This is a genomic window from Xanthomonas sp. NCPPB 3570, from assembly GCF_056725115.1.
In genome coordinates this window covers 4,525,281-4,547,109 of the sequence record NZ_CM161513.1, presented here as the reverse complement: position 1 = coordinate 4,547,109, position 21,829 = coordinate 4,525,281, and the positions used below count along the sequence as shown (strand labels likewise).

Genomic DNA, 21,829 nt, shown 5'->3' with positions numbered 1-21,829 from the left:
GCTAGAGCACCGCGTTCTGGAAGTCGAAGTTCAACTGGTCGCCGACCGACTGCACCAGGTTGCCCTGGATGAAGTCGACCCCGCCCATCCACATCGCCGCCGCGGCCTGCGCCTGCTCGATCTGCTGGCCGATGATCAGCAGGCCGGCGCGGTGCGCCAGATCGATGGTGGCGCGCAACTGGTCGCGCAACTCGGGATCGGCATGCGCGCCGGCGAAGCGCGCCGACAGGCGCAGATAGCCCAGCGGCAGGTGCGCGAGCAGCGCCTCGGCCTCCGCGCCCGGTTCGAACTGGCTGACGCAGAACTGCACGCCCAGCGGCATCAGCCGCGCGCAGAACTGCTGCAGCGTGGCGGTGTGGACCAGGGCGTCGTCCAGGCGCAGGTCGATCACCAGCGAGGTGCCGGTGACGCCGCGGCGGCCGATGGTGTCGATCAGCCATTCGGCGAAGGCGGTACGCGCCAGCGTACGCGAGGACTGCGAGACGAACAGGCGCAGCGGCGGCGTGGCGTGCTGGTACAGGTGCAGCAGGCCAAGCGCGTGATCGAGCACCTGCTGGTCGAGGTCGGCGATGCGGCCGCCGGCCTCGGCGGCCGGCAGCACCTGGCCGGCCGAGAGCAGGCTGCCGTCGCGCTGGCGCAGGCGCAGCAGCACCTGGTACTGGGCGATGTCGCCGCCGGCGACGGCGACGATCGGCTGGTAGGCCGGTTCCAGCTGTCCTTCCAGCATGGCGATGCGCTGCAGGTCCTCGTCCGCGCGCGGCGGCACGTAGGCGGCGATGCCCTGCGGCTGCAGCCGCGCCTGCAGCGCGGTGCGCTCGACCGCCTCCAGCGCGCTGCCGGCGTCCTCGAAGCCATGGCCGAAGTCGGCGTAGCCGATTGCGCAGCGCAGGTGCAGCGCCTCGTCCTCGCGCAGCGGGAAGGCGTGGCCGGACAGCGCGTCGCGCAGGCGCTGCGCGCACTGCAACTGCGCGTCGGCATCGGCGTCGTCGGCCAGCAGCAGGAAGCTGTTGTCGTTGAGCCGCGCCAGCGGCTGCGGGGCGGTGACGCCGGCCAGGCGGCGCCCGGCCTGCACCATCAGCCGCTCGAACGCGGCGTAGCCGTAGCGTTCGCGCAGGCCGAGCGCGCTGGCGATCTCGATGAAGTACAGGCTGCCGGGGCGGTGGGCGCGCAACGTCGTGTCCAGCAACTGCAGCACATGCGCGCGGGTCGGCAGGCCGGTCTCGGGATTGTTCAGCGGCGCCGCCTCGGCGTGGCCGTGCTGGGCCTGCTGGCGGGCGCGGCGGATGCGGTTGGACACCGCGGCGATCAGGTGCCGCGGCCGGATCGGCTTGGTCAGGAAATCGTCGGCGCCGCTGTCGAGCACTTCGTATTCCAGCTCCGGATCCGCGTCGCCGGACAGGAACACGATCGGCAGCAGCTGGTGCTGCGGCTGTTGGCGGATCAGGGCGGTCAGGCGCATGCCGTCCAGGCCCGGCATGTGCAGGTCCATCAGGATCAGGTCCGGCCGATAGTCGGCGATGGCCTGCTGCACGCCTTCGGCCTGCATCTGCACCTGCGCGTGCATGCCGGCCCCGTGCAGCACGCTCTGCGCGAACAGCGCCTGCGCGCGGTCGTCCTCGACGATCAACACGCGGTACGGCGCGGCGGCTGCAGCCTGTGCGGTGGAATCGGCGGTGGCGTCGGCGACCACGAAGGCGGCCGCGTTGGCGTCGGCCGCGCCGTCGTCGTGCTCATTGCCGGCCGGCGGCGTGGCGTCGGCGGTCGCGTCGGTGGACGCAGGATCGGCGATGCCGGCCGCAGAGGCGACATCGGCGGGCGTGGCGCGCGCTGCATCGCCGACCCAGCGGCGCCAGTAGTGCGGCGGCGGCGTTTCGGCGCGGACGTGACGCGCGCGGGCGTCCTCGCGAGGGGAAAGCGGAGCGGTGTCGTTGGCGGGCATCGCGTCTGGTTCCTGGGGCGCGTCCAATTATGCGATGAAGTTCACGATGGCAGGACGCCCGTGTGCGTGGCGTTGCCGGTTGCAGGGGCGGGCGAGGCCAGCAGGCGGCGCATGCCCCGCCACAGCAGGCGCCAGATCCACCACACCAGCAGCGCGCCGAGCACGCTCGCCGCCAGCACCACCGCCAGCGCCAGCCACGGGTGCGCCAGGGCCAGGGCCAGCGCGGCGATCACCACCGAATCCTCGGCCAGCGAGGCGATCCAGTTGCTGGCCGGTTCCGGGGAGGTGTTGAGCAGGGCGCGAGTGCCGGCCTTGAGCGCATGGCTGGTCAGCGCCACGCCCGCGCCGGTGGCCAGCGCGCCGGCGCCGAGTTGGCCGTCGGGCGAGAGCGTGGCCGCGGCCAGGAAGGCACCGGCCGGAATCCGGGTCAGGGTCTGCAGCAGGTCCCAGACCGAGTCCACGCCGGGGATCTTGTCGGCGAAGAATTCCGCCAGCGCCAGCGCGCCGGAGGTGCCCAGCACCCACCACGACTGCGTCGCCTGCAGCGCCGGCGGCAGCTCCAGCCAGCCGAGCAGGCCGGCCAGGCCGATGCCGAACACGGTCAGGTACACCCGGATGCCGGCCAGCCAGGCCAGCAGGATGCCGATTACGAAGAGATGGGCGTCGGTCATGGCAGGCGCTCCTGCAAAGCACGGGTGTCGGCCACTATCGGCCATGCCTGCCGCGAAGGCCAGCCCGCGGGGCGGGGCGTGGGATGCGGTGCAGTCCGGCGCTGCTCAGGAGGGTGGCTTACACTAGGGCGTTCCAGCAGGCCGACCCGCGAGGATCGACGCCGGCGCCGCCTCGGTGGCGTGGCAGTGCGCATGAACCGACCCGTTCCCCGTTTCCAGATCGTGCCCAATGGCGCCGCGCCCCGCCGCGGCCGCGGGCTGTGGCTGCTGCTGGCCGCGCTGTGGCTGCTGTCGCTGGCGCTGACCTGGTGGCTGGCCAGCCGCCAGGCCGCGCCGCGGCTGAGTGCGGTCAGCGCGCAGTTGCGCGAGGCCGAACGCAACCTGCAGGCGCAGCAGCGGCAGATCGAGACGCTCAACCAGCGCCAGGCCACCCTGGCCCGCTCCGACCAGATCAGCCGCGCCGCCAACAACGAGGTGCAGAGTTCGCTGGCCGAGCGCGACGAGGAGATCGCCGGGCTGCGCGCGGACGTGGCGTTCTACGAGCGCCTGGTCGGCGCGACCAGCCAGCGCAAGGGCCTGAGCGTGCATTCGGTGGAGTTCTCCGCCGAGGCCGGCGGCACCTGGCGCTACAACGTGGTGCTGACCCAGAACCTCAACCGCGGCGCGATCAGCCAGGGCCAGCTGCGGCTGACCGTGGAAGGCGTGCGCGGCGGCAAGCTGACCAGCGTGGGCTGGGACGAACTGCACCAGAAGACAGGTGTGCCCGGGCAGGACTACTCGTTCCGCTACTTCCAGCAACTGGACGGCAGCGTGATCCTGCCCAAGGGCTTCACTCCGCAACGGGTGCGGGTGGTGCTGAGCGGCGGGGGGGCGCCGGTCAGCCAGACCTTCGATTGGACATTGGCCGGTAACGGCAAAGGGGAATAATCAGCCTATGTTTGGGAACAAGAACAGCCGCAGCAGCGGCCAGACCGTGGTCGACACGCTGATCGGCGCGCAGGTGGTGATCCGCGGCGACCTGGTGTTCAGCGGCGGGCTCTACGTGGAAGGGCGCATCCTCGGCAAGGTCATCGCCGAAGACGGCGCGCCGGCCACGCTGACCCTGTCCGAGCACGGCAGCATCGAGGGCGAGGTGCGCGCGCCGGTGGTCATCATCAACGGCCAGCTGATCGGCGACGTGCATGCCGCCGAGCGCGTGGAACTGGCGTCCAAGGCGCGGGTCCAGGGCAACGTGCACTACCAGGTGGTGGAGATGAACGCTGGCGCGCAGCTGACCGGGCGCCTGATCCACGCCGGCAGCCTGGCGGCGCTGGCGCCGCCGGAAGCGCACCGCGAGGCCGCCGGCGACGCCGAGCCGCCGCGCGCGCTGACCGCCGAGGCTTGATTCGGGCGCCGGCCGTCCCCATCCTGCCGCCATGAGCACTCTCGTTTCCCTGCCGGGCGCCGCGCCCACGCCCGACTACCAGTCGCTGGATCGGCCGTTGAACTTCACCGCGGCCGCCGCGGCCAAGGTGCGCGAGCTGATCCGCGAGGAAGGCAACGATGCGCTGGCGCTGCGCGTGTACATCCAGGGCGGCGGCTGTTCCGGCTTCCAGTACGGGTTCGAGTTCGACGAGAACCGCGCCGAGGACGACCTGGCGGTGCAGACCGACCAGGTCACCCTGCTGGTCGACCCGCTCAGCCTGCAGTACCTGATGGGCGCGGAAGTGGACTACAGCGAGGGCCTGCACGGCGCGCAGTTCGTGATCCGCAATCCCAACGCCAAGACCACCTGCGGGTGCGGCAGCAGCTTCAGCGTGTAGACACGCTGCGGCTTGCGGGACGCACGGTTTGCCTGCACCCTGCGGCGCATGTCCGATCCGACGCCTGACTCCTTCGCCTTCGCCGGTCCTGCGATCGACCGTGCCGATGCCGTGCGCAACGACGCGGCCGCGCTGCGCCAGGCCTGGGACCAGGCGCGGGTGCTGGTGCTGGAGGCCGATGGCCATGCGCATGCCGAGGCCGACGGGCGCCCGCTGATCGCCAGCGGCGCCGCGCTGGGCGCCGTGGTGGAGCAGGCGCTGTTCCTCGGTCTAGACCACGGCCAGGCCTGGTTTGCGCTGGCCACCGACGCGGTGCCGCAGTTGGCGTCGCCGCCGCAGCGCATCGATCTGCGCCGCGCCGCCGCCGAGTGGCCGGCGCGGGAGGCCGGACTGTTCGCCTACGCCCGCGCAATGCTGCATTGGCAGTCGCGGACGCGCTTCTGCGGCGTCTGCGGCGGCGCCATCGCCTTGCAGCGCGGCGGCTTCCTCGGCGTCTGCACCCAGTGCGCCAGCGAACATTACCCACGGGTGGATCCGGCGGTGATCGTCGCGGTCAGCGACGGTCGGCGGCTGCTGCTGGGGCGCCAGGCGAGCTGGCCGGCGCGGCGCTATTCGGTGATCGCCGGCTTCGTCGAGCCGGGCGAATCGCTGGAGCAGACGGTGGCGCGCGAGGTGGCCGAAGAGACCCAGGTGCGGGTGCGGCCCGGCAGTTGCCGCTACTTCGGCGCGCAGCCGTGGCCGTTCCCGGGCGCGCTGATGCTCGGCTTTACCGCGCAGGCAGAGGCGGACATGCCGCAGGTGGATGGCGAGCTGGAAGACGCGCGCTGGTTCGAGCGCGAGGAAGTCGGCGCTGCGCTGGCGCGCCTGGCCGCGCACGGCGACAGCGCCGACGATGGCCACGGCCTGCGCCTGCCGCCGCGCATCTCCATCGCCCGCGCGCTGATCGAGGACTGGTACCGGCGCGGCGTGCCGGCCTGACCGCGCCGGCGCGCTGCGCGCATCCGTTTCAGAATGGTCCCGGAGGACCTGCATGTTCACGACCCTCGTCGCTGTGATCGTCGCCCTGGTGCTGGGCCATGTCGCCCCCGGCATGGTGGCCTCGTTGCGCCGCTTCGACGCCTTCGGCGACTGGCTGAGCTGGCTGGACACGCATGCCGGCGAAGGCAGCGCCTGGCGCGGCCGCTACGGCATCGCGCTGGCGCTGCTGCCGCCGCTGCTGCTGGTCGGCCTGCTGCAGTGGTTGCTGACCGCGCCGCACCTGGGCCTGCTGACCCTGCTGTTCGGGATCGCGGTGCTGGCCTTCAGCTGGGGGCCGCGCGACCTGGACACCGACGTGGAGGCGATCATCGACGCCGACGATGCCGCGGCGCGGCAGTTGGCGGTGGCGCAACTGCAGGCCGATGGCGGGCCACTGCGCGCCGATCCGGCCGGGTTGGTCGAGGCGGTGGCGGTCAGCGCGCTGCGGCGCTGGTTCGCGGTGCTGTTCTGGTTCCTGCTGCTGGGGCCGTTCGGCGCGCTGGGCTACCGCTTGCTGGCGCTGGCCGCGGTCGGTCCGTACGCGTCACGGCTGCCGCCGTCCACTGCCGCCGGCGCGCGGGCGCTGCTGACGGCGCTGGAATGGCCGGTGGCGCACCTGATGACCTTCTCGCTTGCCCTGGTCGGCAATTTCGAGGCGGTGTTCGGCGCCTGGCGCGCCGCCGGCAGCAAGCGCTGGCAGTTGGACATCGGCTTCCTCGGGCCGGTGGCCTGCGCCAGCGTGCGCGGCGAACTCGATGCCGAGGCGCACGACTACAGCGATGCGGGCATGGTGGTGCCGGCGCTGCGGCGCCTGCCCGAACTGCGCGATGCGATGAGCCAGGTCTGGCGGGTGCTGCTGCTGTGGCTGGTGCTGCTGGCGCTGCTGGTGATCGCCGGCTGGGTCAGCTGAGGCCGCTCTCGACCTCAGGGCACCTCTGACAACCTGTTTCGCCACGCATGAGGTTGTCGCGTAGGAGCGGCTTCAGCCGCGACGGATTTGTCGGGAACGCCTGTCGCGGCTGAAGCCGCTCCTACGGGACGCGTGCCGACGTGATGAGATGTACCCATCAACTGGGCTGGGAGGTGCGAGCCTGCTATCGGACACGACGAGGCGGATGCGGCAGGCCGGCTAGTGCGGTGCCAGCAGGGTGAACGGGAACCACGGCAGATTGCGTGCGATCCAGTAGCCCGGCAGCGCGATCAGCCAGAAGTTCGGCCGCGACACCACGCCGACCACCGGCGCGAACCAGGCCGCGCGCCAGCCGGCCTTCCAGGCGATCAGGCCCGGCAGCAGGGCCAGGCCCAGCATCGCGCCGGGATTCATCGCGAACGCCCCGACCGGGTCCAGGTGCACCAGCGCATGCAGGGCGCGGGTCATGCCGCAGCCCGGACAGTAGTAGCCGGTGAGCGCATGGAACATGCACGGCGCGAACGGATTGTTCGCGGCATTGGGATCGAAGCGGTACAGCAGCGTGGCGCCGCCGGCCGCGAACGCGGCGGCGGCGCCCAGGCACGCCCGTTGTTGCCAGGCGCGCATGCCGATCAGCTCGCGTGCTGCATCTGCTGAATGTACTGCATGTAGCTCTGCATGCCGCCGGTGGCGACCATGACCCCATTGATCAGCACGCCGATGATGGCCAGCACGGTGGTCACCCAGCACCAGGTCTTGGCGGTGTTGGAGGCGCGACGCGCGCCCTCCAGGTCGCCCTGGTTGAGCAGGCCGTTGACCTTGCTGGAGAACACGATGGCGACGATGCCGGTGATCAACGACGGGCAGCAAAAGCAGAAGCCAAGCACCGTCGAGATGATCGCCCAGGCCAGATGGTTGGGGACCGGGCCGGGAGCGGGCGGAGGCGGGGGCGTGACGGGGCTGACGGTGCTCATGTGGATCTCCTCGAGGGATGGTGCACCGCAGCCGCTGAGTCTAGACGAGCCGCTGCGGTGCGGGCATGGCGCGCCGTCAGTGCGGCGCGAGCAGGGTGAAGGGGTACCAGGGCAGATTGCGCAGCAGCGCATAGCCGAGCAGCACCCACAGCCACAGGCGTGGGTCGGCGAGGATCTTCAGCAGCGGCGCCAGTGGGCGCAGGCGCAGGCCGGCGGCGTTGAGCGCCATGATCGCCAGCAGCGGCAGCGCCACCACCAGCAACGGATTGCTGGCCCAGGCGTGGCTCAGGTCGAAATGCACCAGCGCATGCAGGCAGCGGGTGCTGCCGCAGCCCGGGCAGTACAGGCCGGTGAGGGCGCGGAACGGGCAACCCGGCAGCGGATTGCCGGGGACATTCGGATCGACCCGGCGCAGCACGACGGTGGCGACCGCTGCGGCGCCGCTCAGTGCGGCCAGCGGCAGCCAGCGTGGCAGGGACTGCAGGCGCTGAAGGGACATGGCAGGCGGACGATCGCGTGGTCGGCCGCCGTCGCAGGCGACGGCGGCCGCAGTCCTCAGGACATGGACGACTGCTGCATCATGCCCAGGCCGCCCAGGGCGAAGAGGAAGATCATGTACAGCACGATCAGCACCACCGAGGTGATCGCCGAGTAGATCGCCCACTTCTTGGCCTTGTCCGCCGACTCGCGCGCACCGTTCACATCGCCCGCGGCGAGCTTGGTGTTGACCTGCGCGGCATAGACGATGGACACGATGCCCAGCGGCAGGCAGCAGAACAGCGTGGTCAGGATCGCCCAGACGAGGTTGTTGGATACTTGCGGTGCGGTGGTATTCATCCGTGTTGCTCCGATGGTTGGGTGGTGAAACGGGAAACGCTTGGCGCTAGTGGTTGGTCAGGCTGCCGAGGAAGGCCAGGCCGCCGAACAGCAGGAACCACAGCGCCATCAGGATCGGCAGCGCGAACGCGGACCACAGCGCCCACAGGCCGGCCTTGCGCGAGGCCTCGCGGGCGCCGGCGATGTCGCCGGCGGCGCGGCGGCCATCCACCTGCGAGGCGTAGACGATGGAGACGATGCCCAGCGGCAGGCAGCAGAACAGCGTGGACAGGATCGCCCAGACGAGATTGTTGGGTACATACACGCCCGTCGCGTTGGGCGCTGGTGGTGGTGCGACGTGGTTCACTTTCCGCGCGGTCCTTCGTGATGGACGCCACCGCTTGTGGCATCTCCCCTGCGGCTAATTTACCCCAAGCGCGCGCCTGCGGCACCTGCGCCGCACTCAGGCGGCATCGCCGCGCAGGCGCCGCACGTCGGCTTCCAGGCTCTCGGCGCTGGCTTGCGCGCCGGGAACCGGTGCATCGGCGATCACCTCGACATGCGCGCGGAAGCGCCGCGGCACGCGCATGCGCCGCAATCGCGAGTCGCGCTTGCTCCACATGCTGGTCCACATGTTGCGCAAGGCCATCGGCACCACCGGCACCGCGCGCCGCGCCAGGATCTTCTCCACGCCGGACTTGAACGCGGCGATCTCGCCGTCCTTGGTCAGCGCGCCCTCGGGGAAGATGCACACCAGTTCGCCCTCGGCCAGCGCGGCGTCGATGGCGTCGAACGCGCGCTGCATCAGCTCGGGATCCTCGCGTGCGCCGGCGATCGGGATCGCCTTGGCGGTGCGGAAGATCCAGCGCATCACCGGAATGTTGAAGATGCGGTAGTACATGACGAAGCGCACCGGTCGCGGGATCGCCGCGGCCAGCACCAGTGCGTCCATGTAGCTGACGTGGTTGCACACGATCAGCGCCGCGCCCTCCTCGGGCACATGCCGCTCGATGCCGTGCAGGCGCAGCCGGTACAGGGTGCGCACCATCACCCAGCTGAGGAAGCGCATCAGGAATTCGGGGACGATGCTGAAGATCCAGATCGCGACCACCGCGTTGGCGATGGCCAGCGCCAGGAACACCTGCGGGATGCTCAGCCCGGGCAGCGGGATGCGCGTGCCGAACAGGTGCAGCTCCTGCATCTGCAGGACGATGCCGATCATCGCCGCCAGCACGATGAACAGCGAGTTCTGGATGTTGAGGCCGGCGATGACGCGCGACAGCTCCGCCTTCGGCGTGCGGCTCTGGATCAGCGCGAACAGCGGCACCACGAACAGGCCGGTGCATAGGCCGATGCCGACCAGGTCGAGCATGATCCGCCAGCTGCCGGCCTGGTGGACGAACTGGCCGATGCCCAGGCCGGTCTGCAGCGCGGCGCCGGGCCGGGCGAAGTACAGGTCGAGCATGAAGGCGCTGATGCCGAACGCGCCCAGCGGCACCAGGCCGATTTCCACGGTGCGCCCGGACAGCTTCTCGCACAGCAGCGAGCCGGTGCCGGTGCCGATGGAGAACAGCGCCAGGGCGAAGATGTACAGGTCCTGCGCGCCGCCCAGGTTGAGTTCGGCGTAGGTCGGCAACTGCGCGGTGAGCACGGTGCCGACGAACCAGAACCAGGACACGCCGAGCACCGCGTTGCGCACCGCCAGCTGGCGCCGGGTCAGGCGCATGATCGCCAGCGATTCCGGCAGCGGGTTCCAGTTGATCTTCAACTCGGGCGCGCCGGCGTCGACCTTGGGGATGCAGCGCGCCATCAGGTTGCCGGTGACCGCCAGCGCCACCACCGCGGTGGCCGCGGCCACCGGCCCGTGGCTGCCGGCGATCTGGAAGATCAGCCCGCCCAGGATCATGCCGCACAGGATCGAGATCGAGGTGCCCATCTCGACCAGGCCGTTGCCGCCGGTCAGTTCCTCCGGCTTGAGCACCGACGGCAGGATCGAATACTTCACCGGGCCGAACAGGGTCGACTGCAGGCCGGTGCAGAACAGCGCCACCAGCAGCACCGCCATGTTCTCGGTCAGGAAGCCGACCGCGGCCAGCGACATGATGCCGATCTCCATCGTGGTGGTGATGACCACCAGCCGCGATTTCTCCAGTTTCTCGGCGATCTGCCCGGCCAGTGAGGAGAACAGGAAGTACGGCAGGATGAACAGTGCCGGCGCCAGGTTGGTGTACAGCGTGCGCTGCTCCGGGGTCACGCCCAAATAGAACAGTAGGCCGATGATCGCCTGCCGGTACACGTTGTCGTTGAACGCGCCCAGCGACTGGACCACGAAGAACGGCAGAAAGCGGCGTTGCCGCAGCAGGGCGAACTGGCTGTGGGCGGACATGCAGGCTCCTTTGCGAACGCGCGCAGCCTAGCAGGTTCGCCGCGCGCGCAGGCGCGGTGCGCGGCGGCCCGCTCCGGCGCTGCCGGCCGCCGCCTGGATGGCGTCGCGCCGCGCGTGCAGCAGGGCGATGAAGGCGCGTGCGGCCGGGGTCGGGTCCGGCCGCCATACGGCGTAGGTGAGGAAACGGAAGCGCTCGCGCAGCGCCACCGTGGCCACGCCGTGCATGCCGGCGGCCATGGTCTGCGGCACCACCGCCAGGCCCAGGTCCTCGGCCACCAGTTGCCGCTGCAGGTCGGCGTGGGTGACCTCGTACTGCAGGCGCTGGCGCAGGCCGGCGGCGGCGAAGGCGCGGTCGATGATGCCGCGTACGCCGGCGCCGGGGGTCAGCCCGGCCATCGGTGCGTCCTCCAGTTCGCGCAGCGACACCTCGCGACGCGCGGCGAAGCGGTTGCCGGGCGCGGCGATCAGCGCCAGCGGCTCCTCGTGCAGCAGCAGGTGCTGCGGCGGCAGCGCCACGTGCGGGCCGACCCCGACCAGGGCCACGTCGAGCCGGCCTTCGCCCAGGTCCAGCAGCAGCGCATCGCTCATGCCGGTGCGCAGGTGCACGTCCACCGCGCTGTGCGCCTCGCGGAACTGGCGCAGCACCGCAGGCACCTGCACTGCGTTCAACGAGGAGATCTGCCCGATCTGCAGGCGGCCGCGCACCGTGCCCAGGGTCTGCGCCATTTCCTCGTGCAGGCGCTCGGCGGCGCGCAGGGTGGCGCGGGCGTTGTGCAGGAACACCTCGCCGGCGGCGGTGGCGCGCACCTGCCGCGCACCGCGCTCGAACAGCCGCGCGCCCAGCGCCTGCTCGATCTTGGCGATCTGGTGACTCAGCGCCGATTGCACGGTGTGGCAGCGGCGTGCGGCGGCGGTGAAGCTGCCTTCCTCGGCGACGGCGACGGCGAATTCGAGCTGGCGCAGGGTCAGCATGATGGCGCCCCGCGTGCGTCGCGCCGATGTGGCAGCCGATCGGCACTGCTGCCGCAGGCGTGCGTCGCCCGTGGTCGCGGCGCGCGCCTCATGCCGGGCGTCCCAGCCGCCTGCGCCATTGCTGGCGCAGCCACAGGCGGATGTTGTAGCGACGCTTGCGGCTCATGAACGGGTAACGCAGGGTCATGCCGAGCAGGCCGCGCAGGGTGTCCAGCCGCGGCGCCTGCGCGGGCAGGGCGTCGCAGCGCACCGAGATGCGGTCGCAGCCGGCGTCGTGGGTGCGGTGGATGACGTCGGCGCGCATGATCAGCAGGTCGCCGACGGCGAGTTGCGGCACCACCTTGTGCGCTTCCAGGTCGAAGCCGATCTTCCAGCCGGGACTGGCGTCGTGCAGGTCCTCGATCGCATACCAGTCGCCGATGGCGATGGCCTCGCCGGGAAAGCGCAGCCGAAACCAGTCCAGCGTGTCGGCCTCCACGCAGCGGAAGCGCAGCGCGCCGCGGCCCTGGATGCGCTGGTGCAGGTGCGGATCCAGGCGCGCGACCACGTCGTCGGCGACGATCGCCACATTGGCCAGGCCGGCGTCGGGCTTGAACACCGGCATGTAGCAGATCAGGTAGTTGCGGTGGTCGCCATGCAGGAAATAGCTGAAGTGGTCCAGGTGCCAGTTGAGCGCGCCGCCCGGCGCGGTCTTCGGGTCGCGGTGCTGGTCGAACGGCAGGCGCAGGCTCGGCGCGGCGTGGCTCTCGCGGATGCGGATGGCGCAGTAGCCGAAGCGGTCGACGGCGATCGCCAGGCCCATGGCCGCGGCCACCGGCGGCACGGTGGCGGCGATGCGCGCCTGGATCCGCTGCATGTCCGCCGCCGGCAGGTCGCCGATCACGCCATCGTGGAACTTCTCGGCGCCTTCCAGGAAGCGCAGCAGGCCGTCGGGAATGTCGCCGTCGCCCAGGAAGCCGCGGACCACGGCGTAGCCGTGCCGGTGCAGCGCCTCGGCGATGTCGGTGCTGGGCATGGGCGGGTTCCTCGGAAGCTGCGGTGCCGCGGGCCGCACCCACGCTATCTCAAAAACAGATGGCAGTGGTGAAAAAAATGCGTTTGAACGATCGCTGCCGCCGCCACAGACTGCGCCCCTCTCTTCGATCCGGTTCCCTTCCATGGACACGACCTCGCATCCGCCGATACGCCGCGGCCTGGTGTTGCTGATGGCCACCGCCACCGGCCTGGCGGTGGCCAGCAACTACTACGCGCAGCCGCTGCTGGAGGTACTGGCGCAGACCTTCGCCATCGACGTGCGCCATGCCGGCGCGGTGGTCACCACCGCGCAGCTGGCCTATGCCGCCGGCCTGCTGTTCCTGGTGCCGCTGGGTGACCGCTTCGAGCGCCGCAGCCTGATCGTCGGGCTGTATGCGCTCAGCGCGGTCGGCCTGCTGGTCAGCGCGATGGCGCACAGCTTCGCGCTGCTGCTGCTGGGCACGCTGATCACCGGCCTGAGTTCGGTGGCGGCGCAGATCCTGGTGCCGTTCGCCGCGACCCTGGCCGCGCCGCACGAGCGCGGCCGGGTGATCGGGACGGTGATGAGCGGGTTGTTGCTGGGCATCCTGCTGGCGCGCACGGTGTCCGGCCTGCTGGCCGGGATCGGCGGCTGGCACACCGTGTACTGGGTGGCGGCGGCGCTGATCCTGCTGGTGTCGGGCCTCCTGTGGCGCGGCCTGCCGCGGCATCCGGGCAATCCGCAGCTGTCCTATCCGCACCTGATCGGCTCGGTGCTGGCGCTGCTGCGCGACGAGCCGGTGCTGCGCGCGCGCTCGGTGCTGGGTGGGCTGATCTTTGCCGGTTTCAGCATGTTCTGGACTACGCTGGCGTTCCTGCTGTCCGGCCCGGACTACCGCTACGGCACCGCGACCATCGGCCTGTTCGGGTTGATCGGCGCGGCCGGCGCGTTCGCCGCCAACCTGTCCGGCAAGCTGTCCGACCGCGGTGCCGGCCATCTGGTCGGCTGGGGCGGCCTGATCATGCTGTTGCTGTCGTGGCTGCTGCTGCTCGGCGCGCCGCACTCGCTGTGGCTGCTGATCGCCGGGGTGGTGCTGCTGGACGTGGCGGTGCAGGGCGTGCACATCGGCAACCAGAGCGTGATCTACCAACTGGATCCGGCCGCGCGCAACCGCATCACCTCGGCTTACGTCACCTGCTACTTCATCGGCGGTGCGATCGGGTCCAGCCTCGGCACCGCGGCCTATGCCTACGCCGGCTGGCGCGGGGTGGCGATCGGTGGCGCGGGGCTGGCGGTGGCGGCGCTGCTGTGGATGGGCCTCAGCGTGCGGCCGGGGCGGCAAGCGTCGGCGCCGGCGGCACCGGTGCGGCACTGACCGCCTGCGCGGCGGCGCGCAGCTTGGGCAGCAGGCGCAGGGTCAGCGCGAGCTGGTTGCGCACCAGCCGGCGCTTGGCCTCGTCGATGCCGTCCTCGCGCTCCAGCGCCTCGGCCAGGGCGATCTCGGCGGGTTCGTCGGCGGGCGGTAGCGCCTGTCGCGCGGCCAGTGCGTCGGCCAACGCGCCCAGCGCCTGCGGCAGGTAGTCGCCGGCGCGGGCGATGTCCGGATCGGTCTCGCCAGCCAGCGCGGCGCGGTGCGCGCCCAGCGCCGACAGGTAGCCGAGCAGGGTGTTGGACAGGGCCAGGAAGCGGAAGCCGGCATCCAGGTTGCGGCGGTAGCGGCCGGGTTCGCGCAGCATGTTCGACAGCGCCACCGACAGCGCGGCGTCGGCGTTGTGCATGTCGCGGCGGGCGATGCGGTAGGGCAGGTCGTCGCGCATGCCGCTGCGGTACTGCTCCAGTACCTGCGCCAGATAGCGCGCGCTGCTGGACAGCACCGTCGCCAGCACCTGGTGGAGGCGCCGGCCCTGCCAGTCCGGCAGGATCAGGAACGAGGCGGCGGCGGCGATCGCGCAGCCGATCAGGGTGTCGAGCAGGCGCGGCCAGATCAGCATGAAGCCGTCGCCGATCAGGTTGAAGCAGAACAGCGCCATCACCGTGATCGCCGCGGTGGCGAGCATGTAGCGGTCGGTGCGGGTGACGAAGAACACCAGGGTGCCGAGCAGGGCGAACAGCAGCTGCAGTTCGGTGCCCGGGAACAACTGCATCAACGCCCAGGCCGCGCCCAGGCCGATCAGGGTGCCGGCCATGCGCTGGACCAGGCGCAGGCGGGTGGCGCCGTAGTTGGGGCGGCACACGAAGGCGGTGGTCAGCAGGATCCAGTAGCCGTTGCTGGCGTGGATCGACTGCATGACCACATAGCCCAGCACCAGTGCGATGGCCATGCGCAGGCCGTGCCGGAACAGCACCGAGCCGGGGGTGAGTTGCTGGCCGAGGCGCCGCAGCATCTCGCGCAGGGTGTGCGGCGAGGAGTCGCGCAGGCGGGTATCGAGGGTGTCGCTGGTGGTATCCGATTGCGCGGCCTCGGCCAGGCGCCGCTCGATGCTGTGCAGGTTGGTCACCAGCAGTTCCAACGAGCCGAGCAGGCGCGCCTGCCGCGGATCGGCGCGGGCGTGCAGGAAATCCAGCGACTGGCGCAGGTCGGTGGTGGCCTGCTGGGTCTGTTCGCCGTAGTCGAACGGCTGCCGCAGCCGGATCGCCTCGCCCAGCGCCGCGCAGGCCTTGCCCTGCAGGGCAAGCAGGCGCTGGCAGCGGTACAGCACGTCGCTGTGGAAGAACGCGTCGGTCAGCGCCTCGTACGGGTAGTGCGAGGAACTGGCGCGCTCGTGGAAGTCCTGCGCCATGTAGTACAGGCGGAAGTACAGGCCCGACTGCACGCCGGGCCGGCCGGAGCGGCCGAAGCGGCTGATGATCGCGGTCTTGGCCGCGTTCAGCGCCGCCACCACCCGCGCGTTCTGTTCGGCCAGCGCCAGCCGCCGCGCGTGCAGGTCGCTCTGCCGCACCGGCTCGAACAGGGCCGCCTTGCACCGCAGGTAGCGGCCCAGTTCCAGGTACAGCCGCGACAGCCGCTCGCGTACCGGCCGGTTGGCGAACAGCACCGTCCACAGTACCGACAGCACGCCGTACCAACTGGCGCCGAGCAACAGCAGCGCCACGCCGTGCCAGGCGTCGCCGCCGACATGGCCGTTCTGGTTGCCGTGATCCAGGCCGATCATCGCGTAGATCGCCAGCGCCACCGTGGCCTGGGCGATCGAGGCGTAGCGTTCGCCGAGCGCGCCGAGCAGGGTCAGGGCGAAGGTGGACAGCGCCAGCCCGGCGGCGAACGGCCACGGATACGGGAACAGCAGCACCACCGCGGCGGCGGCGGCGGCGAAGCACAGCAGCGACAGCAACACCGACTTGATCCGGCCCAGCCAGTTGTCGTCGGTCTCGGCGATGGCGCTGGCGATGGTGCCCAGGAAGATCGCCGGCACCGCCTCCAGTTGCTGCAGATGCCAGCACACGCCCATCGCCACCGCCAGCGCGATGAACACGCGCAGCCCGTAGCTGGCCTTTTCGTGGGCCCACAGGCGGCTCAGGCGGGTTTCGATCGAGGGGGTCGGCACCGCGACACGATAGCGCACCATCGCTGTATGCGATCCCCTCTGAGAGGTAGGCTCAGACCGCGAGTTGCCGCAGGCGTGCGTCCAGCAGCGCCGGGAAGCGCTTGTACCAGGTCTGGTTGAGCGGCGAGGGATGCGGCAGCGGGTACAGCGTCACGCGGCGGGTGCGGCGGCCGTCCTCGCTGCGCAGTTCCACCTCGGTCCGCGCCTGGAAGCGGTCCTCGCGCGCCCAGAACGCCTCCAGCGCCGCGCGCACCTCGCGCGGCTGGTCGATGCCGAACCACAGGAAGGCCTCGCGGCCGAGGGTGAGGATGGCATCGCCGCGCCACTGCTCGAGCAGCAGGCGCCGCATCAGCGGATGGAAGCGCCGCTTCACCGGCATCGACCACGCCTTGTTGCCCACCGGCTTGTACGGCACGGTGTTGAGCCAGAAGGCGACGCGGCCGGCCTTGAGCCCGGCGGCGAAGTCGGGCATCTCCTCGCCGTGGTGCAGGTGCCGGTACAGCGCCTTGCGCACCAGTTGGCCGCCGCTGCCGACGAAGGGTTGGCCGTGTTCCACCTCGCTGCGGCCCGGGTCGCGACCGAGGATGCACACCTTCGCATCGCGGCGGCCCAGGCCGATGATGGGATCGAGCGGATCCTTGCCGCAGGCGGCATAGGCCGCGGTGTCGATGCCGTCGGTCTGCGCGGCGAGCGCGCGGAAGCGGGTGCGGAGGGTGGGGGAGAGGGCCATGGGGTGTGCGCGAACCAGCGGAAACTCAGGCTAGCGCGGGGGGGATGGAGATTGCGTGGGCGCATTCGCAGGAGCGGCTTCAGCCGCGACCGGCGTTCCCGGTCATGCCCCTGTCGCGGCTCAAGCCGCTCCTACAGGGAGCGGGTCGGGTGTCCTTGTGGGAGGGACTTCAGTCCCGACGCCGGATGGTGTCAGTCGGCTTTGGGCTTCACTCGTCGCGGCTGAAGCCGCTCCCACATTGGGCCATGTGCTGCAGCGCTGCCGTGCGCGCTTACGCCCCCTGCTCGCGCGCGATCGCGCGCCAGCCGATGTCGTGGCGGTGGAATTCGCTGGCCCAGTGGATCTGCGCCACGCCGGCGTAGGCATGGCGCTGCGCTTCGGCCACGCTCTCGCCCAGCGCCGCCACGCACAGCACGCGGCCGCCGGCGCTGAGCACGCGGCCCTGCGCATCCAGCGTGGTGCCGGCATGGAACACCTTGGCGTTGGCCGGGACCGCGTCCAGGCCGGTGATCGGCTCGCCGGTGACCGGGGTCTCCGGATACGGCGCGGCAGCCAGCACCACGCCCAGCGACGGGCGCGGATCCCACTGCGCCTGCGTCGCGTGCAGGCGTTCGTCGAGCGCGGCGTCGAGCAGGTCGAGCAGGTCCGACTGCAGGCGCAGCATCACCGGCTGCGTTTCCGGGTCGCCGAAACGCACGTTGAACTCGATCACCTTGGGTGCGCCGCTGGCGTCGATCATCAGCCCGGCATAGAGGAAGCCGGTGAACGGCACGCCGTCGGCGCGCATGCCGCGCACGGTCGGTTCCACCACTTCGCGCATCACGCGTGCGTGCACCTCGGGCGTCACCACCGGCGCCGGCGAGTACGCACCCATGCCACCGGTATTGGGGCCGGTGTCGCCGTCGCCGACGCGCTTGTGGTCCTGACTGGTCGCCATCGGCAGCGCGGTGTGGCCGTCGACCATGGAGATGAAGCTGGCTTCCTCGCCGTCGAGGAATTCCTCGATCACCACGCGCGCACCGGCGTCGCCGAAGGCGTTGCCGGAGAGCATGTCGCACACCGCGGCCTCGGCCTCCTCCAGCGACATCGCCACGATCACGCCCTTGCCGGCGGCCAGGCCGTCGGCCTTGATCACGATCGGCGCGCCCTTGTCGCGGACATAGGCCAGCGCCGCCTCGACCTCGGTATGCACGGCGTAGAACGCGGTGGGAATGCCGTGGCGCTGCAGGAAGTCCTTGGCGTAGGCCTTGCTGCCTTCCAACTGCGCGGCGGCGGCGCTGGGGCCGAAGATGCGCAGCCCGGCGGCGCGGAAGCGGTCGACCACGCCCAGCACCAGCGGCACTTCCGGGCCGACCACGGTCAGCGCCACGCCTTCGTCCCGGGCCAGCGCCAGCAGGCCGTCGAGGTCGTTCACCTTGACCGGTACGTTGCGGCACTTGGCCTCGCCGGCGGTGCCCGCATTGCCGGGCGCCACCAGCACTTCGTCGACACGGGGGGACTGGGCCAGCTTCCAGGCCAAGGCGTGTTCGCGGCCGCCGGAGCCGATGACGAGCAGTTTCATCGCGGAATTCCAGATTGCAGGGGAAAGGGGAACGGCTGCACCGGGCGCGCGTGCCTCATGCACAGCCTTCGCGTTGCAGCGCTTCGGGGAAATGGTAGGTCCAGGTCTTCGTGTCCAGCACGAAGCGGTGTTCGCGCCGTACCTGACGCTGGCCACAATCCACGCCGGTTTCCTCGATCAGCAGCGGCCACACGCGGGCGGCAGGGTCGCGGTCGTCGAAGCGCAGGGCGAAGTCGATGTTGAACTGGCCGGCCTTGCAGTCCGCCGCCGCATCGGCCTCCTCGCAGTCGGCGGCCCCGCCATTGTCGATGTGGCTGCGCACGCTGCCGGCGTCGACCAGTCCCTTGGGGTCGGGCAGGATCAGCGTCTGCGATTGCAGCGCGTAGCCTTGGCCGAACCAGCCGTCCTCGACGCGGAACCCGTAGAAATCGCTGCCGGCGCGGACGATGTCGACCTCGCCCGGCTGGCCGTTGCTGCCGTAGGTGCCGCCGGTGCGCTCGGCGGCGACGGCGAAGCCCTGGCCCTCGGGACGCAGCACGTAGAAGTCGATGGTGCCAGGCTCCGGATGGCCGGCATCGCGCAGCGCGCCGCACACCGCCAGCAACTGCTGCCAGCCGTCGCCGGTGACCACCGGCTGTTCGGCGCAGACCTGCCAGTCCACCGCATGGCGCGCGCCATCCTGGGTCCACTGCCCAGGCCAGTGCCCGGCGAGCATGGCGGCGCTGCCGTAGCGTTGCTGCAGGAACGCCTGCAGCCGCGCGGTGCGGCTGACGTGGGACGGCGCTGCGGCGCTGGCGGACGCAGGTGCCGCGCTGGGGGCGGGCGTCGCGGCCGGCTTGCAGCCGCCGAGCACAAGCACGCCTGCCAGGGCCAGCACGGCGAGCGGACGGGGCGCGACAGCCGACATGCGCAGCGCTCCGGGACTCAGTGCCGGAAGTGGCGCACGCCGGTGAACACCATGGCGATGCCGTGCTCGTCGGCCGCGGCGATGACCTCGGCGTCGCGCATCGAACCGCCCGGCTGGATCACTGCCTTGATGCCGGCCGCGGCGGCGGCGTCGATGCCGTCGCGGAACGGGAAGAACGCATCGGAGGCCATCACCGAGCCTTCCACGGCCAGGCCGGCGTCGGTGGCCTTGATCCCGGCGATGCGCGCCGAGTACACCCGGCTCATCTGCCCGGCGCCGACGCCGATGGTGCGATGGTCCTTGGCGTAGACGATGGCATTGGACTTGACGTACTTGGCTACCTTCCACGCGAACAGCAGGTCGTCGAACTGCACCTCGGTCGGCGCCAGCCGGGTCACCACCTTCAACGCGTCGCGCGGCACCACGTGCGCGTCGCTGGTCTGCAGCAGGATGCCGGAGCCGACGCGCTTGCTGTCGATGCCGTAGGCACCGTCGCCGGCGGGGATGCGCAGCACGCGCACGTTGGCCTTCTTCTTGGCGTACTCCAGCGCGGCGTCGTCGTAGTCGGGGGCGATCAGCACCTCGACGAACTGGCGGTCCAGGATCGCCTGCGTGGTGGCCGCATCCAGGCGCCGGTTGAAGGCGATGATGCCGCCGAAGGCGCTGGTCGGGTCGGTGGCGTAGGCCAGTTCGTAGGCGTCGCCGCAGCCGGCGCCGACCGCCACGCCGCAGGGATTGGCGTGCTTGACGATGACGCAGGCCGGCGCGTCGAACTGGCGCACGCATTCCCAGGCCGCATCGCTGTCGGCGATGTTGTTGTAGGACAGTTCCTTGCCCTGCAGCTGGGTGAAGGTGGCCAGGGTGCCGGGCGTGGGCTGCAGGTCGCGGTAGAACGCGGCCTGCTGGTGCGGGTTCTCGCCGTAGCGCAGTTCCATCACCTTGACGAAGCTGGAGTTCATCTGCGCCGGGAACGGGCTGCGCGTGGGCACGGCGGCGTCGCTGGCGGTGACCGCGGACAGGTAGTTGCTGATCGCCGCGTCGTACTGGGCGACGCGGTTGAACGCGGCCACCGACAGGGCGAAGCGCTTGGCCGCCGACAGCCGGCCGTCGTTGGCCTCCAGCTCGGCCAGCAGCTCGGCGTACTGCGCCGGGTCGGTGGCCACGGCCACGCGGGCGAAGTTCTTGGCCGCCGAGCGCAGCATCGCCGGGCCGCCGATGTCGATGTTCTCCACCGCGTCGGCGAGCGTGCAGTCGGCCTTGGCGGTGACCGCCTCGAACGGATACAGGTTGAGCACCAGCAGGTCGATCGCGGCGATGCCGTGCTCGGCCATCACCGCATCGTCGGTGCCGGCGCGGCCGAGCAGGCCGCCGTGCACCAGCGGGTGCAGGGTCTTGACCCGGCCGTCCATCATTTCCGGGAAGCCGGTCAGTTCGGACACGTCCTTCACCGCCAGCCCGGCCTCGCGCAGCGCCTTGGCGGTGCCGCCGGTGGACAGCAGCTCGACGTTGCGCGCGGCCAGCGCGCGGGCCAGGTCGATCAGGCCGGTCTTGTCGGAAACGGACAGCAGCGCCCGGCGCACGGGCAGGAAATCGGAGGACATGGGGCAGGGCGGGGGCAGCGGAACGGGCCGCCATTGTAGGCGCTGAGGCCCGCCGACGCCCGGCCGGCGCGCGCGCCCGGTACGCCGATCGTGCCTGCGAAGGCCCATTTCAGGCGATGGCGACGAGGGCGGCGTGCCCCATGCGCAGCTTCGCTGCCCTGCTGCAGGCGGCGCGACATGGCGCCCTGCAGCGTGTCGACGACGCCCACCGCGGTTGTCGCCTCACGCGCGTCGCCTGCCGTGGGCGAGCGGGTGGCAGGGCTGGCTGCGCGCGCCATCGCGCGCGCAGCCGCGGCGATGCATTAGGCTGTCGCCGCCCCGCCCTCGCCGTCAGGACCACGCGCGTGTCGATCTATGCCCTCAAAGGACGTTTCCAGGATCTGCTGCGGCCGGGCGTGCGCGTGCTGTACAGGCGCGGCGTCACCGCCAACCAGGTGACCGTGGCCGCGGCGCTGCTGTCGTTGCTGGTCGCCGCGGTGGTCTACGCGCAAGGCGCCACGCAGCCGCTGTGGTACGCGCTGCTTCCCGTCTGGATGCTGCTGCGGATGGCCTTGAACGCGGTGGACGGCATGCTGGCGCGCGAGTTCGGCCAGCAGTCGCGGCTGGGCGCCTACCTCAACGAACTGAGCGACGTGGTCGCCGATACGGCGCTGTACCTGAGCCTGCTCGGCGTGCCCGGTGTTGGCGCCGGCTGGCTGTGGCTGATGGCGCTGACCGCCGCGTTGACCGAATATGCGGGCGTGCTCGGGCTGATGGTCGGCGCCAGCCGCCGCTACGATGGGCCGATGGGCAAGAGCGACCGCGCCTTCGTCGTCGGCGTGCTGGGGGTGGTGCTGGCCGGCGGCTGGATCGGGGCGGCGACGGTGAACGGCGTCGCCTTGGCGGTGGCGCTATTGTGCGTGGCGACCGTGGTGCGTCGGGTCGCCGCCGGATTGCGCGAGGCGGCCACGCGCGCGTGAGTAGGGGCGGCCGGCGTGGCCGCGGGGCACAGGGATTCACGGCAGACA

At 71.1% G+C, this 21,829-nt stretch carries 22 protein-coding genes; 7 read left to right on the top strand and 15 right to left on the bottom strand.

Features of this window, described 5'->3' with window-relative positions; translation table 11 throughout:
- Position 1 precedes the first annotated feature (1 nt).
- Together AC1PLR_RS19580 and AC1PLR_RS19575 are read right to left on the bottom strand one after the other, a co-directional pair.
- The gene (locus tag AC1PLR_RS19580) at positions 2–1,939 is read right to left on the bottom strand and encodes an EAL domain-containing protein (protein ID WP_481102048.1); all 1,938 of its coding nucleotides are present in this window, start codon (positions 1,937–1,939) and stop codon (positions 2–4) included.
- A gap of 41 nt (positions 1,940–1,980) precedes the next feature.
- Positions 1,981–2,610 carry a DUF4126 domain-containing protein gene (locus AC1PLR_RS19575; protein WP_420008168.1) on the bottom strand — a complete coding sequence of 210 codons (630 nt, stop codon included), beginning with the start codon at positions 2,608–2,610 and terminating at the stop codon, positions 1,981–1,983.
- A 192-nt stretch (positions 2,611–2,802) separates the two neighbouring features.
- Here AC1PLR_RS19575 and AC1PLR_RS19570 point away from each other — a divergent pair, with 192 nt between their 5' ends.
- The 5 genes from AC1PLR_RS19570 to AC1PLR_RS19550 are packed head-to-tail and all read left to right on the top strand — an operon-like array spanning position 2,803 to position 6,339.
- Positions 2,803–3,537 carry a DUF6776 family protein gene (locus tag AC1PLR_RS19570; RefSeq protein ID WP_010341430.1) on the top strand — a complete coding sequence of 245 codons (735 nt, stop codon included), beginning with the start codon at positions 2,803–2,805 and terminating at the stop codon, positions 3,535–3,537.
- A 7-nt stretch (positions 3,538–3,544) separates the two neighbouring features.
- A complete protein-coding gene (locus AC1PLR_RS19565) occupies positions 3,545–3,994 on the top strand; it encodes a bactofilin family protein (protein WP_010341431.1) in 450 nt (149 codons plus the stop codon).
- A 31-nt stretch (positions 3,995–4,025) separates the two neighbouring features.
- On the top strand, positions 4,026–4,412 hold the full coding sequence (gene erpA, locus AC1PLR_RS19560; RefSeq protein WP_017908990.1) for an iron-sulfur cluster insertion protein ErpA: 387 nt from the start codon (positions 4,026–4,028) through the stop codon (positions 4,410–4,412).
- A 48-nt stretch (positions 4,413–4,460) separates the two neighbouring features.
- Positions 4,461–5,390, top strand: coding sequence for an NAD(+) diphosphatase (nudC, locus tag AC1PLR_RS19555; protein WP_481102047.1), 930 nt, complete (start codon positions 4,461–4,463; stop codon positions 5,388–5,390).
- A gap of 52 nt (positions 5,391–5,442) precedes the next feature.
- A complete protein-coding gene (locus AC1PLR_RS19550; RefSeq protein ID WP_481102046.1) occupies positions 5,443–6,339 on the top strand; it encodes a hypothetical protein in 897 nt (298 codons plus the stop codon).
- 219 nt (positions 6,340–6,558) lie between these two features.
- Here AC1PLR_RS19550 and AC1PLR_RS19545 read toward each other — a convergent pair whose 3' ends face one another.
- From AC1PLR_RS19545 to AC1PLR_RS19510, 8 genes are all read right to left on the bottom strand, one after another.
- The gene (locus AC1PLR_RS19545) at positions 6,559–6,966 is read right to left on the bottom strand and encodes a DUF2752 domain-containing protein (protein ID WP_010341436.1); all 408 of its coding nucleotides are present in this window, start codon (positions 6,964–6,966) and stop codon (positions 6,559–6,561) included.
- Positions 6,967–6,971: 5 nt separating this feature from the next.
- Complete coding sequence (locus AC1PLR_RS19540; RefSeq protein ID WP_481102045.1) at positions 6,972–7,313, bottom strand: CD225/dispanin family protein; 342 nt, start codon at positions 7,311–7,313, stop codon at positions 6,972–6,974.
- 76 nt (positions 7,314–7,389) lie between these two features.
- On the bottom strand, positions 7,390–7,812 hold the full coding sequence (locus tag AC1PLR_RS19535) for a DUF2752 domain-containing protein (RefSeq protein ID WP_481102044.1): 423 nt from the start codon (positions 7,810–7,812) through the stop codon (positions 7,390–7,392).
- Between the two features lie 56 nt (positions 7,813–7,868).
- A complete protein-coding gene (locus tag AC1PLR_RS19530; RefSeq protein WP_420008163.1) occupies positions 7,869–8,150 on the bottom strand; it encodes a CD225/dispanin family protein in 282 nt (93 codons plus the stop codon).
- A gap of 46 nt (positions 8,151–8,196) precedes the next feature.
- A complete protein-coding gene (locus tag AC1PLR_RS19525; protein WP_010341443.1) occupies positions 8,197–8,454 on the bottom strand; it encodes a CD225/dispanin family protein in 258 nt (85 codons plus the stop codon).
- Between the two features lie 138 nt (positions 8,455–8,592).
- A complete protein-coding gene (locus AC1PLR_RS19520) occupies positions 8,593–10,515 on the bottom strand; it encodes an MFS transporter (RefSeq protein WP_481102043.1) in 1,923 nt (640 codons plus the stop codon).
- A gap of 27 nt (positions 10,516–10,542) precedes the next feature.
- Positions 10,543–11,487, bottom strand: a complete 945-nt coding sequence (locus AC1PLR_RS19515; RefSeq protein WP_481099222.1) for a LysR family transcriptional regulator — start codon at positions 11,485–11,487, stop codon at positions 10,543–10,545.
- A gap of 88 nt (positions 11,488–11,575) precedes the next feature.
- Positions 11,576–12,502: a hypothetical protein gene (locus AC1PLR_RS19510; protein WP_481102042.1), complete on the bottom strand. Its 927-nt coding sequence runs from the start codon at positions 12,500–12,502 to the stop codon at positions 11,576–11,578.
- 142 nt (positions 12,503–12,644) lie between these two features.
- Between AC1PLR_RS19510 and AC1PLR_RS19505 the strand changes: the two genes are divergently transcribed.
- The gene (locus AC1PLR_RS19505; RefSeq protein WP_481102041.1) at positions 12,645–13,856 is read left to right on the top strand and encodes an MFS transporter; all 1,212 of its coding nucleotides are present in this window, start codon (positions 12,645–12,647) and stop codon (positions 13,854–13,856) included.
- On the opposite strand, the gene yccS is transcribed toward AC1PLR_RS19505, so the two are convergent.
- From yccS to purH, 5 genes are all read right to left on the bottom strand, one after another.
- Positions 13,801–16,023 carry a YccS family putative transporter gene (gene yccS / locus AC1PLR_RS19500; RefSeq protein WP_481099219.1) on the bottom strand — a complete coding sequence of 741 codons (2,223 nt, stop codon included), beginning with the start codon at positions 16,021–16,023 and terminating at the stop codon, positions 13,801–13,803. The two genes, AC1PLR_RS19505 and yccS, sit on opposite strands and share 56 nt — an antisense overlap.
- 52 nt (positions 16,024–16,075) lie before the next feature.
- Positions 16,076–16,753: a uracil-DNA glycosylase family protein gene (locus tag AC1PLR_RS19495; protein ID WP_481102040.1), complete on the bottom strand. Its 678-nt coding sequence runs from the start codon at positions 16,751–16,753 to the stop codon at positions 16,076–16,078.
- A 271-nt stretch (positions 16,754–17,024) separates the two neighbouring features.
- Complete coding sequence (gene purD / locus AC1PLR_RS19490; protein ID WP_481102039.1) at positions 17,025–18,314, bottom strand: phosphoribosylamine--glycine ligase; 1,290 nt, start codon at positions 18,312–18,314, stop codon at positions 17,025–17,027.
- A 55-nt stretch (positions 18,315–18,369) separates the two neighbouring features.
- The gene (locus AC1PLR_RS19485; RefSeq protein ID WP_481102038.1) at positions 18,370–19,221 is read right to left on the bottom strand and encodes a hypothetical protein; all 852 of its coding nucleotides are present in this window, start codon (positions 19,219–19,221) and stop codon (positions 18,370–18,372) included.
- A gap of 17 nt (positions 19,222–19,238) precedes the next feature.
- On the bottom strand, positions 19,239–20,822 hold the full coding sequence (gene purH, locus AC1PLR_RS19480) for a bifunctional phosphoribosylaminoimidazolecarboxamide formyltransferase/IMP cyclohydrolase (RefSeq protein WP_481102037.1): 1,584 nt from the start codon (positions 20,820–20,822) through the stop codon (positions 19,239–19,241).
- 344 nt (positions 20,823–21,166) lie between these two features.
- Between purH and AC1PLR_RS19475 the strand changes: the two genes are divergently transcribed.
- Entirely contained in the window at positions 21,167–21,781 is a 615-nt protein-coding gene (locus AC1PLR_RS19475; RefSeq protein ID WP_481102036.1) for a CDP-alcohol phosphatidyltransferase family protein, read from the top strand.
- The last annotated feature ends 48 nt before the right edge of the window (positions 21,782–21,829 follow it).

Excerpts from the sequence above, each read along its gene's own strand:
- AC1PLR_RS19580 (WP_481102048.1), bottom strand. The coding sequence starts at position 1,939 with ATGCCCGCCAACGACACCGCTCCGCTTTCCCCTCGCGAGGACGCCCGC.
- AC1PLR_RS19545 (WP_010341436.1), bottom strand. The coding sequence starts at position 6,966 with ATGCGCGCCTGGCAACAACGGGCGTGCCTGGGCGCCGCCGCCGCGTTC.
- nudC (WP_481102047.1), top strand. The coding sequence starts at position 4,461 with ATGTCCGATCCGACGCCTGACTCCTTCGCCTTCGCCGGTCCTGCGATC.
- AC1PLR_RS19510 (WP_481102042.1), bottom strand. The coding sequence starts at position 12,502 with ATGCCCAGCACCGACATCGCCGAGGCGCTGCACCGGCACGGCTACGCC.
- AC1PLR_RS19485 (WP_481102038.1), bottom strand. The coding sequence starts at position 19,221 with ATGTCGGCTGTCGCGCCCCGTCCGCTCGCCGTGCTGGCCCTGGCAGGC.
- AC1PLR_RS19520 (WP_481102043.1), bottom strand. The coding sequence starts at position 10,515 with ATGTCCGCCCACAGCCAGTTCGCCCTGCTGCGGCAACGCCGCTTTCTG.
- purH (WP_481102037.1), bottom strand. The coding sequence starts at position 20,822 with ATGTCCTCCGATTTCCTGCCCGTGCGCCGGGCGCTGCTGTCCGTTTCC.
- AC1PLR_RS19505 (WP_481102041.1), top strand. The coding sequence starts at position 12,645 with ATGGACACGACCTCGCATCCGCCGATACGCCGCGGCCTGGTGTTGCTG.
- AC1PLR_RS19565 (WP_010341431.1), top strand. The coding sequence starts at position 3,545 with ATGTTTGGGAACAAGAACAGCCGCAGCAGCGGCCAGACCGTGGTCGAC.
- AC1PLR_RS19495 (WP_481102040.1), bottom strand. The coding sequence starts at position 16,753 with ATGGCCCTCTCCCCCACCCTCCGCACCCGCTTCCGCGCGCTCGCCGCG.
- purD (WP_481102039.1), bottom strand. The coding sequence starts at position 18,314 with ATGAAACTGCTCGTCATCGGCTCCGGCGGCCGCGAACACGCCTTGGCC.
- AC1PLR_RS19515 (WP_481099222.1), bottom strand. The coding sequence starts at position 11,487 with ATGCTGACCCTGCGCCAGCTCGAATTCGCCGTCGCCGTCGCCGAGGAA.
- AC1PLR_RS19535 (WP_481102044.1), bottom strand. The coding sequence starts at position 7,812 with ATGTCCCTTCAGCGCCTGCAGTCCCTGCCACGCTGGCTGCCGCTGGCC.
- AC1PLR_RS19540 (WP_481102045.1), bottom strand. The coding sequence starts at position 7,313 with ATGAGCACCGTCAGCCCCGTCACGCCCCCGCCTCCGCCCGCTCCCGGC.
- erpA (WP_017908990.1), top strand. The coding sequence starts at position 4,026 with ATGAGCACTCTCGTTTCCCTGCCGGGCGCCGCGCCCACGCCCGACTAC.
- AC1PLR_RS19570 (WP_010341430.1), top strand. The coding sequence starts at position 2,803 with ATGAACCGACCCGTTCCCCGTTTCCAGATCGTGCCCAATGGCGCCGCG.
- AC1PLR_RS19530 (WP_420008163.1), bottom strand. The coding sequence starts at position 8,150 with ATGAATACCACCGCACCGCAAGTATCCAACAACCTCGTCTGGGCGATC.
- AC1PLR_RS19575 (WP_420008168.1), bottom strand. The coding sequence starts at position 2,610 with ATGACCGACGCCCATCTCTTCGTAATCGGCATCCTGCTGGCCTGGCTG.
- AC1PLR_RS19550 (WP_481102046.1), top strand. The coding sequence starts at position 5,443 with ATGTTCACGACCCTCGTCGCTGTGATCGTCGCCCTGGTGCTGGGCCAT.